The sequence below is a fragment of the Azospirillum sp. UENF 112521 genome (assembly GCF_058780665.1).
The window spans coordinates 256,985-271,443 of sequence record NZ_JBSNCI010000004.1 but is presented as its reverse complement, the minus strand read 5'-3'; the positions used below and the strand labels follow the sequence as shown (position 1 = coordinate 271,443).

Below are 14,459 nucleotides of genomic sequence, written 5' to 3'. Positions count from 1 at the left end.
ACATCACGTGGGACTGCCGCCCTGTCTCAAAGTAATTACCTCATTCTGCTATCTTATAGAATTCGCTCAATGCCTGTGAGTCGGTAAATGAAACGAATTGCAACCTCTTGAACAGTTGGCTTTTCGTTATCTTTCACTATCTTTCACTTCCTTTCAGAAGGTTTCATCATCCAATTAGTTGAAAGAAATTATGTTTCTTGCTCTGCGTTCGATTCGTTCGACGCGGCTGTGCTTCGGCTGACGAATGTCACGGTTGCGTGCGAGGGATTGCAGCACCGCTCCTCTTCCGAGGATGGCGTGTTCAATGAAGCGTTGCGGCAGCCGATTCGAGGCGGTGGCTTCCAGGAACACCACCCATGCCTCTCGAAATGAGCGCTTCCTGGCGGCAGTTATTTCAAAAGGCGGCAGCTACCAGTAATTGTCTCGAAGCGGAGTGGCCTGAGCTTTTTCCAGATCGGGCTTTCGAGCTTGCCGACGCCGGAATTCTTTTTGTTGGAGACGGGCGATAAGACCGCCCTAATATTTCATCCTGCTTTTATGTTTCACAATCTTTCATTTTCCGGCTGGCGGCTAGCCTGTATGGTGCCGATGGAAGCCAGAGTCCGGTCATCCTTGAAGGTCGAAAGCGGATCCTTATGGAGGCGAAACGGAAGGCCGCTCATCGGCGGCGTGAGGCTTTCGCCGCCGGATGGCGGGAGAGAAACTCGTGGATCGGGATGTGCGGCGCGTGAAACGGCATTGGATCGCGGCGTGCAGCCTCATCGCCCTGTGCCTGAGCCTGGCCACCACCATAGTGCGGGCGGAACCCGTGCTGGTCGACGGCCGGGACCGTGTGGAGCTGTCGGATTTTTCCATGCGGCGCGATCCGGGTCGGCGACTGTCGATCGATGACCTGCGGGGAGGCGAGGCAGGCTCGTTCACGCCGTCTTCCCGCCTGTCCCAGGACTATAGCCTCGGAATCACCCGCGACGCCTTGTGGCTGCGGACCGAGATCGAGGTTCTTCCCGCGGCCGCCGGGCGCCGCATCCTCACCCTGGCGGTGCCCAACTTCGACCGGATGGAGGTGTGGGCCTCCTGGAGCGTGTCGCCGGACCCGGTCGCGGTCCTGGGCGACCGCGTTCCGCAGTCGCTGCCGGTCCGCCGCAATGCGGCCTTCATCGATCTGCCGGCGGGGCACCACACCCTGTGGTTCCGGGGGGTGACCAGCGGCTCGATGGCCGTCCCGCTCGATCTCTGGCGTCCTGGCGCCCTGATGCGGACCGAGCAGGTCGAGAACCTGATGCATACGGCGCTGATCACCATCGTCGTGCTGCTGGGGGTCGTCGCCCTGGCGCTGGCGGTGGCGCTGACCAGCGTGGCGCTGGCGTTCTACGGCGTTTCGGCTCTTGCGGCCGCCGGACACATCCTGGCGATGACCGGCCTGGACAGGCTGCTGTGGGGGCGGCACGTGCTGCCCGGTGACAACAATCCCTTCGTCTGGCTGGTCGTCTCGGGAGCGTTCGGCATCGGGTTCCTGTTCGCGGCGCTGCCGATGCGCCGCGATGTCCGGTGGATCGCCCCGATCCTGGCGACGCCGATCCTGTTCGGTGTCCTGATGCTCGCGGTCTACGATCTGTTCATCGAGGGCGACCTGGAGCCGGACGTGATCCTGCGCCCGCGCAACCTTGCGCTGCTGATCCTGGTGACGGGTCTTGCCGCCAGCATCCAGTCCTGGCTGGCCGGCGGGCACCGGGCCGCGCGTTACATGATTGCCGGCTGGACGGTGCTCGCGGCCGGCAACGTGGTGACGGCGCTGCGCAATGCCGGCATCGTGCCGTGGGTGGAATCGACCTACTTCCTGCCGGTCTACGCGCCCATGGCCGAAATGCTGCTGTTCGGGGCGATGATGGCGGCGCAGTTGCGTCTGCTGCGGGTGGAGAAGGACAACGCCCAACGTGCCCTGGTGGTCGCCCTGCGCCGCAACGAGGCCGAACTGGCGGACCGGGTGACGCAGCGCACGGCGGCGCTCGATCACGCCAACATGGCGTTGCAGGATCGCGAAGCGCAGCTTCGCCGGACCCTGGAGGCGGTGCCGCTCGCCATCGTCATCAGCCACAGAACCCGCGTGACTCCCCTCTATGCCAACCGGCGCGCGCGGGAGTCGCTGGGGGGCAGCGATCTCTATCACGATCCCGCCGACCGCGACCGGCTGCTGACCCTGCTGGAGCGCGACGGGCGGGTGGAGAACGCCGAGATCGAGATGCTGGACGCGGCCGGCATCCGGTTCTGGGCGCTGGCATCGATGGTGCCGCTGGACTACCAGGGCCAGCCGGCCCGGCTGCTCGCCGTCAACGACATCACCAGCCGCAAGCAGCTCGAACAGGAGCTGACAAAGGCGAAGGAGATGGCCGACGCCTCCGTCGCGTTGGAACGGGCCGCCCGCGAGGCCCAGCGCCAATTCCTCGCCATGATCAGCCACGAGTTCCGGACGCCGCTGGCGGTGATCAGCACCGCTGCCCAGAACATGGCGCTGACGGCCGGGGACGAGGCCACCGTACAGCGTGTGCAGCGGATCGAACGGTCGGTGCGCCATATGAACGGCATGATCGACGCCTGCCTGCTGGACGACCGTATCGAGGGGGCGGGCCTGATGCTGCGCTCCAACCGGTTCGATCCGGCAGCTCTGCTCCGCCGGATCGTAGAGGCGGCCGAAGGGGCGTCTCCGCATCACACCTTCGCCGTGAGGCTCGACGACGTGCCGGACCTGACCGGTGACGAACCGCTTCTGGGCATGGCGCTGGCCAACCTGATCGAGAACGCGGTGAAATATTCCGGCCCGGCCAGCGTGATCGAGGTCGGGCTGCGGCGGGAGGGGCACGAGACCGTATTCTGCATCGCCGACCGGGGGCCGGGCATTCCGGAGGGCGAGCGTGAGCGCATTTTCGAGAAATATTACCGGGGAGCCGGCTCCGCACGTATTCCGGGAGCGGGGCTGGGGCTGCATCTGGTCCGCCATATCGTGTCGGCCCATGGCGGCACTGTCGGCATGCGGAACCGGCCGGACGGGGGGACGCTGTTCACGATCCGGCTGAACGTCCTGGAAGACCTGCCGGCGGATGGCGATGACGGATTCGGCTGGGGAAGCATCCCGGAGAGGGCGAAGAACGGAAATGGCTGAGACTGGAGGGCCCGCGGCGATGCTGGACGTGCTGGTTGTCGAAGATCATGCGGATCTGAGCGAGGAGATTGTCTCCTATCTCCAGGCCCGCGGCATGACCGTGCGCGCTGCCGATTGCGGCCGGGCGATGGATCGGGCCATCGCCGAGCGTCGTCCCGACCTGATCCTGCTCGATCTCGGCCTGCCGGAGGAGGACGGCGTATCGATCGCCCAACGGTTGGCTGCCGGTGTCCGGCCCGGCGAACCCGAACTCGGCGTGGTGATGATCACGGCGCGCGGTCGTGTCGAGGACCGCATTCTGGGCCTGAATGCCGGAGCCGACATTTATCTGGTCAAGCCGCTGGACATGCGCGAACTGGAGGCTGCCATCGGCTCGGTGGTGCGTCGTCGCCGCGGTCCGGCCGGCCCCGCCGCGCTTGCCCAGCGCCCATGGCGTTTGGAAGCAACGCACTGGCGTCTGATGACGCCGGGCGGAAAGGCGGTCGCCCTCAGCGACGCCGAGGTCAAGCTTCTGGCGCCCTTCTTCGAGTTCCCCGAGCAGGTGATCCAGCGGCGCGTGCTGGCCGAGCGTCTGATGGTGGACGACCGCAGCATCGACCTGCTGATTCACCGGCTGCGCCGGAAGGTGGAGGGCGAGGCCGGGGAAAGCCTGCCGGTACGGACCTTGCGGTCTCGTGGCTATGCCTTCGCCGCACCTGTCGCACCTTGAGGAAGCGAGCGGGTCCCCATTTCCGGTTCACCCTCGCCGCCGGCGTCAGGACGAGGCAGCCGTCAAAGCGGCGCTCACCCTGCCCTGGAGCAGCGGGCAGGCGGAGGGGCAGGTCAACAAGCTGAAGCTGATCAAGCGTCAGATGTACGGACGCGCCAGCTTCGATCCGCTGCGCCGTCGCGTCCCCCTTGCAGCCTGATCCACGCAAAGTGCGGGAGAACCGGAAAACGGGGACCATCTCACAGATCGGATTTGCGGCATAACCGGAACCAGAGCCAAGCTTGTTCCAGCCGCAAATCTGTCCGGGAAACCGGGACTGTCTCCCTATTCTTCGCGGAACGCTTTCCGGAAGCCGTCCTCGATGGGCTGCACGAGGTAGTGCAGCAGTGTGCGCTCCCCGGTGACGATCAGGGTTTCCACCGGCATCCCCGGCAGCAGACGGATTTCCGGGAGACGGTCGAGCTGGCCGGGATCGACGGCGACGCGGGCCTGATAATAGGGCTGTCCGGTCCGCTCGTCCGTCACCGCGTCGGCAGAGACGCGGAACACCGTGCCGTCCAGCTGCGGTGTCGTGCGGCTCTTGAACGCGCTTAACACCACCTTGGCGGGCAGCCCGGTATGGACCACGTCGATGTCCGTCGGGCTGATGCGGGCGTCGACCACCAGGCGGTCATCCAGCGGCACCAGGTCCAGCACCGTCTCCCCCGGCGACACGACCGCCCCGGACGCGAAGCGGCGCAAGGCCATCACCGTGCCGGCCTCCGGTGCAAGCAGATCGCGCCGGTCCAGGCGGATGCGGGCGGCCGACAGTTTTTCCTCCGTCTCGGCACGACGGATCTGCACGTCGCGCAACTCCGCCGCCACCTCGCTCTGCCGGTCGTCGCGCAGGGTGAGGATCTCCTGCTCGGCCTGGGCGATGCCCTCGCGCGCTTGGGCAATGCGGTTCGCGAGGTCGCCCTGTCCGCCTTCCAGATCGACCGCCTGCCGCATCAGGGCGAGCAGGCGCGGCTTGCGCTCCAGCCCCTTGTTGACCATGTCGGCGACGGCCTCGGTCTCTTCCCGGATCAGGGCCAGCTGCCTGAGCCCGGCCCGGCGCTGGTCCTCCAAACCGGCGATCTGTGCCTCCAGCTGCGCGATGCGCTGCCGGGTCATCAGGATGCGCCCATCCAGGCTGGCTTTGCGGCTGGTGAAGATGCGTTCCTGTCCGGCGACGATCTCCGCCACCGCCGGATCGCCGGCGCCAAGGCGTTGCGCCAGGAGCGGGATCGGCGCAAGCGACAGGGCACCGTCGCGCTCGGCCAGCAGGCGGGCTTCCTGGGTCAGCAGGGAGCAGAGTTGCCCATCCAGCAGCGTCGCGGTGGACCGGGCCTCCAGATCGTCGAAGCGGATCAGGGGCTGTCCGGCGTTGACCCGGTCGCCGTCCCGCACCAGGATCGCCGCAATGACGCCGCCGTCCAGATGCTGCACGGCCTTGCGGTTGCTGTCCGCGGTGATCGTTCCGGACGCGACCGCGGCGCTGGCAAGCGGCGTGAGGGCCGCCCAGGCACAGAAGCCGCCGAAGCCCGCCAGCGAGAGTGCCAGCCCTGCGGCGACAAGGCGCCCGACCGGCGGGCGCGCCAAGGGATCCCCGGTCATTCTGGCTCCACGCTGTGCAGTTTCGGCACCGGTGCCGCAGGAGGTCCAATCCGGTCGCCCGCAGCGTCCGGTAGCGCCGGCCGGGCCGCCACCGGATGCATCGTCCGGCGTTTCAGAGCGTCCAGAACCTCGGCGCGCGGGCCGAATGCTTCGATCCGGCCATCGCGCAAGGCCAGGATGCGGTCGACCTGGGCCAGCGTGCCGGGGCGGTGGCCGATGACGACCACGCAGGCCCCACGGTCCTTCAGGGCAGTGATTGCGCGGTTCAACGCCTGCTCGCCCTCGGCGTCCAGACTGGCGTTCGGCTCGTCCAGCACCACCAGCTTCGGAGCGCCGTACAGCGCGCGGGCCAGCGCCACCCGCTGGCGCTGGCCGCCGGACAGGAAGGCGCCGCCGTCGCCGACCTGGGTGTCGTATCCCTGCGGCAGGCGCAGGATCATGGCGTGGCAGTCGGCCTGGGTCGCAGCCTCCACCACGGCCCGGGGATCGGGGTCGCCCATCCGGGCGATGTTCTCCGCCACGCTGCCGGCGAACAGCTCCACGTCCTGCGGCAGATAGCCGATGTGCCGGCCGACGTCGTCGCGCCGCCACTGGAACAGGTCCGCCCCGTCGAGCCGCACCACCCCGGCAAGCGGCGGGTGCAATCCGACCAGCAGGCGCGCCAGCGTGGATTTGCCGGCAGCCGACGGCCCGATGACCGCCAGGGCTTCTCCCGGCCGCGCGTCGAACGAGATGTTGTGCAGCACGGCCCGCCCCGGCGTCGCGCCACCCGGTTCCCCGCCCTGTTCTCCTCCGCCGATGCGGAAGGCGACGTTGCGCACGGTGAGCTGTCCGACCGGCTTTGGCAAGGGCAGTCCGGGCACGCGCCGCCGTGGCCGCAGGAAGGCGGCGGACAGGCGCCGCCAGGCGTCCCGCCCGGCGCTGACCTGCCGCCAGCCGCCGATGGCCTGCTCGACCGGGGACAGGGCGCGCCCGACCACCAGGGAGGAGGCCATCATGGAGCCGGCGCCCATCTCGTGGCGCACCACCAGCCAAGCCCCGGTGCCGAGCAGGACCACCTGCACAAGCTGGCGCACGAACTTGGTGACGTTGAGCAAGACCGCACCGCGGCGATGGGCGCGGTCCTGCGCATCGAGGGCAAGGCTGTGGTCGCGGCCCCAGCGGCGGGCGAGCCCGGGCAGCAGATGCATGGCATCGACCACCTCGGCATTGCGCAAGGCGGCCTCGGCGGTGGCGACCGCGCGGTTGCTGGCAACCGTCGCGTCGCGCAGGCAGGTGCGGGTGACCCGGTCGTTGACCAGCGCCAGGGCGAACAGCAGCAGGGCGGAGGCCACCGCCAGATGCCCCAGCACCGGGTGGAGCGCGTAGATCAGCGCGAGGTAGACCGGGACCCACGGAACATCGAACAGGAAGGCGGCGCCGTTGCCGAGAACGCTGTGCAGCGTGCCGAGATCCTTCAGCATCGCTGTCCCGTCCCGCCGCCCGAGCAACGCCGCCTCGACCATGCGGTCCAGGACCGGTGGGGCGAGGCGGCGTTCCAGCCAATCGCCGAGCGTGCCCAGCAGACGGGCCCGCAAGAAATCGAGCGCGCTCAGTAGGGCAAGGGCGCCGGCGGTGATCAGCGACAGGAACAGCAATGTCGGCAGGCTGCCGGAGGGCAGCACACGGTCGTAGACCTGCATCATGTAGAGTGACGAGGCCAGCATCAGGATGTTGATCAGCAGGCTGAATCCCGTTGCCCAGACCAAGGGGGCCCGGCAACGGGACAGAAGGCCAGCCGTGTCCGTCACGTCGACGCCATCCGGAGGGCCGGAACATGGCGGCTGTCGCACGCTCAGCCATCCTGAGGGTCGCGGGGGGCGGCCTTCTGCGAAGCCGCCGCAGTGTTGGTGCCCGTCTTCAGGGCCTGGAGCATGCTTTCGGCCGCACCGGTCGCCGACCCGGCGTCGGCCGACGCCGAGCCGTTGAACGGGCTGGCCTGCTGCGACGCCGAACGGGCGGTGAGCGCCGATTGCAGCATCGACAGGGCCGCCGCGGCGTTGGAGCGGTCGGCGGCGGGGCGCGGTTCGGCTGTGGCTGCGGCGGTTGCGGGCGTCGGCGGCGCATCGGGTTGCGAAGTGGCCTGGGGGGCGGAGTTGTGGGCGGCCTGGGAGGTCGCTTTCGCGGACGCGGCCGGTTCGGCCCCGGCGGCATAGCGGGTAAAGGCGGACTGGTAGACCGACGCGTCGAAACCCATCGACGTCAGCTTGTCGTAAGCCTTGAATTCCTTCGACTGGGTGTCGTCGGTCGGCAGCTGATCCGCGCCCTGCTGGTCGGCATACCGGTCCCGCCGGCTCGAAATGACGAAGCCCATGCTTTGCCCCATCTCTTCGAGGGCGTTCCCGCTGTCGGCGTATTTCGCCTGGGAGGCCTCGAACGCCTTGCCCGCCTGCCTGACCTGCACGGCATAGTCCGCGTCCGAGACCTGGCCCTTGCCGTGGGCCTGGTCGAGAGCGGACATGGCGGCAAGCGCGCGGTCGCCGGCCTGTCCCCGCTCGCCCACCTGACGGCTCAGGTCCGCCATTTTCTGACCCGCCTGCGCTTCGCCTGCCGTCGCCGGGGATTGCGTCATGAAGAGGTCGAACCCTGCCGTCTTGGCAAGATGGTTCAGGCCGTCGACGACCTCGTCGGCACTCATCTTGCCCGAGGTCACCAGCCCTTCCAGCATCCCGCGGGCCTTCGGGTCCAGATACTGGAAGGCATCGGCCGCGGGACCTTTGAGCGCCTTGGCGAGCTTCCCCACGGACACGCTGTCGCCGGTCGGGGTGCCGGTGCCGGCCGAAACGGAGGATGGGGTGGTGGAGGGCGCCGAGTCCGCAGCGCGCCGGGTTCCACCTGCCGAAGACAACGGTGCGGGGGATCGCCCGATATGATCGATAGACATGGTCATTTCCCCGTCCTCCGGTTGATATTCTCTCCGGCCAGATTCCTTTCACAAGATTATTAGCGAAATGTTAAAATTCCATGGTTCATAATCAAATAGCGTCAGGTCAAAAGAGTAGGAGAAAGAGAATAGAATTCTAATCGTTAGAATTCTAAGGAATTTTCAGTGAAACCCTTGTAACCATGCAATCTTCCGCATGAAAACGCGGGAAAAGATTTGAAACCAAACTAAGTTGATTAAAAATCTCTATATACAACCCTTTGGACGTAATTTATAAGCGTTACCACCGCCACGACATCGCGGCGTGTGCAAATGCAAGAAATTTTACTACCGGAAAGGCATCCAATGACGACGTGGTTTGGCGGTCCCGGGAACGATGTTCACGATGCTCTCCCGGATGAGACGACGCTCTATGGCGGTGCCGGTAATGACGATCTGCTTGGAACGACCAGCGCAGATCTCATCTCCGGCGACGATGGAAATGACACGCTGTATGGGTGGAGCGGAAACGACACCATCTATGGCGGAACCGGGGACGACCTTCTTTACGGCAACAATGAAAACGATCTGCTGGTGGGGGAGGCCGGAAACGACACGCTCGTCGGCGGCAACAACAACGATACTCTCTATGGCGGTGCCGGAAACGACCTGATCTACGGCGACGGCGGGGATGCGCTGGGACAGGATGTCCTGGCCGGCGGGGCCGGAAGCGACACCTTGTACGGTGGGGCTTACAACGACACCTATCTGTTCACCTTCAACGCCGATGGACAGGATTACATTTCCGACAGTTCAGGGGAGTACGACACTCTGAACATCGGCGGGGTCACGAACATCTCCGGCCTGGAGTTCCATCGGGCGACCTATTACAGCTCCAGCAACGATTCCAATGATCTCGTCGTCCAGCGGGTGGGGGACAGCGCCGTCAGCGAGTTCGTTTACATCGACAATTACTGGAGCGGGACGGCGCCGGGCGCCGGGCGCGTGGAGTATCTCTACGTTGGCGGAACCACTTACTGGTTCAACAGTGTCACGCAGAATCTTTGACCTTGCGCGCTGACGAAGCATTTCGCCGCTGACTTCGGTCCATTGGCGGTCATCGGTGCGATGGCCGCTTCAAAACATTCTCAAGGCTTGCCTGCCGCAGGAACGATCTGCCGGACAGGCCGCCGCAAAGGCAAAAAGGATTCAAAAATGAACGCCATTCTCAAGGGTGCCGTCGGCTTTGCGGTCGCGTCGTTCGTCTCGCTGGGGGCCGGCGCGGCTTCGGCGCAGTCCGCCGCGACGCTCACGCTGAAGGACAACACCGCCGTGTCCTTGACCTACCAGACCAGCAGCTGCGTCGGCACCCTCAATCAGTCCTGGCCGTCCTCGATCCTGGCCGGTTCGTTCGCCACCCGCACGGCCACAAGCTCGCTGACGTCGAACGGGTGCAGCGTCACCTATCAGCGGGCCGACAATGGCCGTTCCTGCCGCTTCGTCGCCACGCGGCTCCGCAGCTCGCTGACCGGCCCGTGGAATTACCCGACGGTCAACACGACCGCCAGCGGCAGCGGGATCACCTGCACCTACACCATCACCAGCGTCAGCTCGAACGGCGACTGGGCCGTGACGCTGAACGTGAACTGATCGTAGCCCGGGCGTCCGGCCGCATCGCGTGGCGGCCGGACGCCTCTCTTTTCCAAGGAGGGATGTTGCGATGATGATCTCCGGCCAGAGCGTGGCAAGCACCGCCGTCACGGTTAAAAGCGCGAAGGTCTCTGCGGACGCGCGCGCGAACGCGACGGCGGACGGCGGGGCCGCCACCGCCACCGCCACCGCCACTGCCTCCGCCACCGCCGGGGGGAGCGCGGTGAAGAAGGACTTCGCCACCGTCGCCAAGGACGCCCGTGCCGCGCTCGATGCCGTTTACCAGCAGCGCGGCAAGGCCATGGACATGCACACGTCCGGCAAGGACTGGGAAGCCGCCTTCCAGGGCATGGACCGTCGCGCGCTCTATGCCGTCGCCAGCAATGCGGGCGGCCAGTTCAGCAAGGACGAGCAGGGCGCGGCCGACTTCCTGATGGGAAAGCAGGTGGAGCAGGCGCAGGGCATCGATTCGGCCAATCCCGCCAGCATCGCCGCCTTCCAGGGAAATCTTGCGAACGCGATGAAAGCCGGGGCCAAATTCCTCGACTCGGTCAGCGACGAGGAAAAGCAATCGGTGAACTGGGCCATGTCCCGCGCGTCGATGCAGCAGAGCCATGAAATGCTTGCGGAACGGGACGGGCAGCCGGTTGAGAACCTGGACAGCGACAATCCGCTGGTCAAGGTCATCAAGGCCGCGTTGAGCGCGGCAAAAGGCGACCCCGCCCGCGAGCGGAGCGAAGGCCGCATCGACAGTCTGGAAAGCCTGAAGAGCCAGCCCTGGGCGAAGGGCCTCGAAACGCAGATCGACCAGGCCCACCGCGCCTCGACCAAACAGGGGTCCCTGCTTGACAGCAAGGTGTGACGGAAGGGGTGTGACGGAAAAGCCGTGACGGGACTGGGCAGGGCAGGCCGCAGGAAAGCCGCTCAGGGCGGCGCGACCACGACCCTGTCGCCCACCCGCACGCCGTCGCGGATTTCCACACCGGCCGGCGTCGCCTCGCCGAGGGTGACGGGAACCTCCTCCTCGGCACCGCTCGCCGGATCGCGCCGAAGCACCGCGGGTCCTGCGGCGGTGCGCCGCACCGCTTCGGGCGGCAGGACGATGCCGGCCGGGTTGTCGTGCAGGGTGATCGACAGGGCGGCCGACATGCCGATGCGCACGGGCGTGCGCTGCTCCTCCGTCAGCGACGGCAATTCCACCCGCAGGGCGAAAGACGCGCCCGGCGCCCCGTTCTCCGCCGGCGTCGCCTGATGCGCGACCCAGGCGAGGCGCCCATGCAGCGGGCCGCCTGGAAAAGCGTCGCCGGTCACCGTCACCGGCTGGCCGACGCGCAGGCGGTTGACGTCCATCTCGTCCACGCGCGCCGTTACCGCCACGCTTTCCAGTTCGGCGATCAGAAGCAGAATCTCGGTTTCCAGTCACGCTGCTGCCGGTCTCCACGGCGGTGGCGCCCGTCTGGGCGGTTGCCGGCGGCTTCAACACCAGCCCGGATACCGGCGCCGCCACCGTGGCGCGGCCGCGCTGCTCCTGCAAATCCGCGAGCCGGGCAGTCGCGGAGGCGAGGTCCAAGTCCGCCAGGCGGCGGGCCTCCGCTCCGCCGCGGCGGAGCAGGGCGTCCAGATCCTCGCGCGCCGTCGCCAGGGCGGCGGCCTGGCCCTCCGCCTGATGGCGCAGATCCTCGTATTCCTGGCGAGGGATGATGCCCTGGTCGATCAGTGGCTTGGCGTCCCGCAGGCGCCGTTGCGCCTGGGCGGCGTCGCGTTCCGTGCCGGCGACCTGACGGCGGGCGCGGGACACCTCGGCGCCGCGGGACCAGTCGGCCAGTTCCCCGACCCGCTGCGCCGCCTTCAGCATGGTGGCTTCGGCGTCGCGCAACCGCAGATCCAACTCGAAGGAATCCATGACGAACAGCGGCTGGCCGCGCTCCACGCGCTCGCCATAGGCGAATCGCTTGTCCCGAACCATGCCGCCGAACGGCGCGATGACGTTCACCGTGCGGGCGGGCTCGATGGTGCCGACCAGGGAGAGGCGTGCCGTCACGGGCGTGGCTTGCGCGATGATGGTGGCGCCCGGCGCATGTTCCGGTGCTGCCTGTGCCACCATCGCCGGGCCGGACCTGTCCCCCCCGGGAAACAGGCCGGTGCCGGGCGAGGCGGCCCAGCCACCGAGCGCGGCCACCGCAGCCACTGCCGCCACCCCCACGACCTTCGCCATGCCGATCCTGGGCGATCCCGTCATGCCCGCAGCTTCCTTCATGGCTCACTCTCCCCGCAGGGCCTGGATTGGATCGAGGCGGGAGGCGCGCAGGGCCGGCAGGATGCCGAAGAGCAGGCCCACCAGCACCGACATGCCCAGTCCCAGCGGCAAGGCCGCGGCCGGCAGCGCGAAGGGCCAGCCGGCGGACCGCGCATAGACCGCCGCCGCTGCGATGCCGAGCACGGTGCCGAGAATCCCGCCGCCCAGCGACAGGACGGACGCTTCGACCAGGAACATGCCCAGTATGTCGCGTGGCCGTGCGCCGAGCGCGAGACGGATGCCGATCTCCCGCCGCCGCTCCACCACGCTCATCAGCATGACGTTCATCACCCCGACGCCGCCGACGATCAGCGAAATCCCGCCGACCGCCGCGAGCAGCAGCGTATAGACCTGCATCTGCTCGGCCATGGCGGCGATCATCTGGCGGGCGCTCTGGACCACCACGGGGCGGGGATGGGGGGCATCGGCGAAATGCGCGGCCACGGCGTGCCGTGCCGCCGTGTCGTCGGTGTCCGGTGCCATGCGGGCCACCAGCGCCGTCAATCCGGTGTCCGCGGCGATGCGCCGCAGGCCGGGGAGGGGAACGAGCGCTGCGCCGTTCAGGTCGACCGGAAGCAGCGGGTTGGGGAGCGTTTCCTCCAGGATGCCGATGACCGTGTAGCGGTATCCGCCCAGGCGCAAATCGTCGCCGACCGCCGGACCGGCTCCATCCGGGCCATCATTCCAGCCGTCCTTCCGGCCGCCATCGCCGCCAAGCTTCCGGGCCAGCCCGCCGCCCAGCACCACGAAGCTTTGCGATCCGTCGAACGCGGACAGGAACCGCCCTTCGGCCATGCGCAGACGTGCCACCGCCGCAAGGTCGCCGGTCACCCCGGCCACGCTTGCCACCGCGCGGGCGCGTCCGTGCGCCAGTTCCATTCCGGTGACGGCGATGGGAGCGACCGCCACCAGTCCGGACCGCCCGAGCAGTGCCGAGGCGTCGCCTGGCATCAGCGGCGCCGGCCGGCCGGCCTGGGCGGTGTCCGCCTGGATCGCCAGCAGGTCGGTGCCCATCGCCCGGAACTGGCCCAGCGCCTGCCGCTTGGCGGCGTCACCGACGCCAAGCATGGCGATGACCGCCGCCGTGCCGATCCCGATGCCCAGCAGCGCCAGCAAGGATCGCTGCCGTACCGCCCGGAGGTTGCCGAGCGCGTCGGCCACCAGCGCACGCCACAGGCCGGGACCGCCAGCCTCCTCCGGCTCCGCCGCATCCGTTCCGGCAGGAAAAGAACCGGTCGTGGGCGATCCGGTCATGCGCTTGGCGTCCGGGATGCCGCGTCCTCCGGGGCGGCCACCCGGCCGTCCCGCATGAGGATGCGGCGCGGGCAGCGCGCGGCAATGGCAGGGTCGTGCGTCACCACGACGATCGTCACGCCGGTGTCGGCATTCAGTGCGGCGAACAGGTCGATGATCCGCCGGGCCGACTCGCTGTCCAGGTTGCCGGTCGGCTCGTCGGCCAGGAGCAGCCGGGGCTTGCCGACAATGGCGCGGGCGACGGCGACGCGTTGCCGCTGGCCGCCGGACATGGCATCGGGCCGATGATGCGCGCGGTCGGCCAGCCCCACCCGCTCCAGGGCCGCCATCGCCCGGTCGCGGCAGGAGCGCGGCGAAAGGCCCCGGTACAGGAAGGGCAGGGCCACATTGTCCAGGGCCGACAGCCGGGGCAGCAGATGGAAGGATTGGAAGACGAAGCCGATGCAGCGGTTGCGCAGCCGGGCGCGCCGGTCCACCGATGTCGCGCCCAAATCCTCGCCGTCGAACAGGACGCGGCCGGCGTCCGGCCGATCCAGCAGCCCCAGCAGGTTGAGCAGCGTCGACTTGCCCGATCCGGACGATCCGGTGATCGCGCAAACCTCGCCCGCCCGGATGGCGAGCGACACGTCGCGCAGCACCGGGACCCGCGCCGCTCCGGTGCCATAGGTTTTGTGAACGCCCGTAAGGTCGAGCATGGGCAGGCCGTCCCGCTTCGATGCACCGCCCGAAGGCTGTGCAGCTTCTAGCCTGTACGCACATCGCTTGCAAGCATGGGTGGAGAAAACAATCGTCTTCCGTTAATCTTCCAACCCTGTTTCAAGGCGGATGGGGAAGGGCTGGGCGGTTTGGGAGCGGA

The 14,459-nt window shown here is 67.7% G+C and carries 11 protein-coding genes; 5 read left to right on the top strand and 6 right to left on the bottom strand.

Translation table 11 applies throughout. The features are described from left to right. Nucleotides 1–727: 727 nt before the first annotated feature. On the top strand, nt 728–3,157 hold the full coding sequence (locus tag ACWPN8_RS21940) for a sensor histidine kinase (RefSeq protein ID WP_492242275.1): 2,430 nt from the start codon (nt 728–730) through the stop codon (nt 3,155–3,157). 19 nt (nt 3,158–3,176) lie between these two features. Beyond that, entirely contained in the window at nt 3,177–3,866 is a 690-nt protein-coding gene (locus tag ACWPN8_RS21935) for a response regulator transcription factor (protein WP_158285388.1), read from the top strand. Between the two features lie 324 nt (nt 3,867–4,190). On the opposite strand, the gene ACWPN8_RS21930 is transcribed toward ACWPN8_RS21935, so the two are convergent. From ACWPN8_RS21930 to ACWPN8_RS21920, 3 genes are read right to left on the bottom strand one after another with little or no spacing between them, the layout of a single operon-like run. After that, on the bottom strand, nt 4,191–5,501 hold the full coding sequence (locus tag ACWPN8_RS21930; protein ID WP_492242274.1) for an HlyD family type I secretion periplasmic adaptor subunit: 1,311 nt from the start codon (nt 5,499–5,501) through the stop codon (nt 4,191–4,193). Beyond that, on the bottom strand, nt 5,498–7,291 hold the full coding sequence (locus ACWPN8_RS21925) for a type I secretion system permease/ATPase (protein ID WP_492242273.1): 1,794 nt from the start codon (nt 7,289–7,291) through the stop codon (nt 5,498–5,500). Before ACWPN8_RS21925 ends, ACWPN8_RS21930 begins: the two co-directional genes overlap by 4 nt. 44 nt (nt 7,292–7,335) lie before the next feature. Next, the gene (locus ACWPN8_RS21920) at nt 7,336–8,430 is read right to left on the bottom strand and encodes a hypothetical protein (RefSeq protein WP_492242272.1); all 1,095 of its coding nucleotides are present in this window, start codon (nt 8,428–8,430) and stop codon (nt 7,336–7,338) included. Nucleotides 8,431–8,769: 339 nt separating this feature from the next. Between ACWPN8_RS21920 and ACWPN8_RS21915 the strand changes: the two genes are divergently transcribed. From ACWPN8_RS21915 to ACWPN8_RS21905, 3 genes are all read left to right on the top strand, one after another. Beyond that, nucleotides 8,770–9,471 carry a calcium-binding protein gene (locus ACWPN8_RS21915; protein WP_199237589.1) on the top strand — a complete coding sequence of 234 codons (702 nt, stop codon included), beginning with the start codon at nt 8,770–8,772 and terminating at the stop codon, nt 9,469–9,471. Between the two features lie 147 nt (nt 9,472–9,618). Next, nucleotides 9,619–10,053, top strand: a complete 435-nt coding sequence (locus tag ACWPN8_RS21910; RefSeq protein ID WP_109446809.1) for a hypothetical protein — start codon at nt 9,619–9,621, stop codon at nt 10,051–10,053. A gap of 28 nt (nt 10,054–10,081) precedes the next feature. Continuing rightward, a complete protein-coding gene (locus ACWPN8_RS21905; RefSeq protein WP_492242271.1) occupies nt 10,082–10,915 on the top strand; it encodes a hypothetical protein in 834 nt (277 codons plus the stop codon). Nucleotides 10,916–10,977: 62 nt separating this feature from the next. Here the strand turns inward: ACWPN8_RS21905 and ACWPN8_RS21900 are convergent, their stop codons facing one another. The 3 genes from ACWPN8_RS21900 to ACWPN8_RS21890 form a co-directional block, all read right to left on the bottom strand. Then, nucleotides 10,978–11,412, bottom strand: a complete 435-nt coding sequence (locus ACWPN8_RS21900; RefSeq protein ID WP_492242270.1) for an efflux RND transporter periplasmic adaptor subunit — start codon at nt 11,410–11,412, stop codon at nt 10,978–10,980. A gap of 901 nt (nt 11,413–12,313) precedes the next feature. Further along, the gene (locus tag ACWPN8_RS21895) at nt 12,314–13,603 is read right to left on the bottom strand and encodes an ABC transporter permease (protein WP_492242269.1); all 1,290 of its coding nucleotides are present in this window, start codon (nt 13,601–13,603) and stop codon (nt 12,314–12,316) included. After that, complete coding sequence (locus ACWPN8_RS21890; RefSeq protein WP_109446816.1) at nt 13,600–14,298, bottom strand: ABC transporter ATP-binding protein; 699 nt, start codon at nt 14,296–14,298, stop codon at nt 13,600–13,602. The genes ACWPN8_RS21895 and ACWPN8_RS21890 overlap by 4 nt, the downstream gene beginning before the upstream one ends. Nucleotides 14,299–14,459: the final 161 nt, after the last annotated feature.

Excerpts from the sequence above, each read along its gene's own strand:
- ACWPN8_RS21935 (WP_158285388.1), top strand. The coding sequence starts at position 3,177 with ATGCTGGACGTGCTGGTTGTCGAAGATCATGCGGATCTGAGCGAGGAG.
- ACWPN8_RS21920 (WP_492242272.1), bottom strand. The coding sequence starts at position 8,430 with ATGACCATGTCTATCGATCATATCGGGCGATCCCCCGCACCGTTGTCT.
- ACWPN8_RS21895 (WP_492242269.1), bottom strand. The coding sequence starts at position 13,603 with ATGACCGGATCGCCCACGACCGGTTCTTTTCCTGCCGGAACGGATGCG.
- ACWPN8_RS21910 (WP_109446809.1), top strand. The coding sequence starts at position 9,619 with ATGAACGCCATTCTCAAGGGTGCCGTCGGCTTTGCGGTCGCGTCGTTC.
- ACWPN8_RS21915 (WP_199237589.1), top strand. The coding sequence starts at position 8,770 with ATGACGACGTGGTTTGGCGGTCCCGGGAACGATGTTCACGATGCTCTC.
- ACWPN8_RS21890 (WP_109446816.1), bottom strand. The coding sequence starts at position 14,298 with ATGCTCGACCTTACGGGCGTTCACAAAACCTATGGCACCGGAGCGGCG.
- ACWPN8_RS21930 (WP_492242274.1), bottom strand. The coding sequence starts at position 5,501 with ATGACCGGGGATCCCTTGGCGCGCCCGCCGGTCGGGCGCCTTGTCGCC.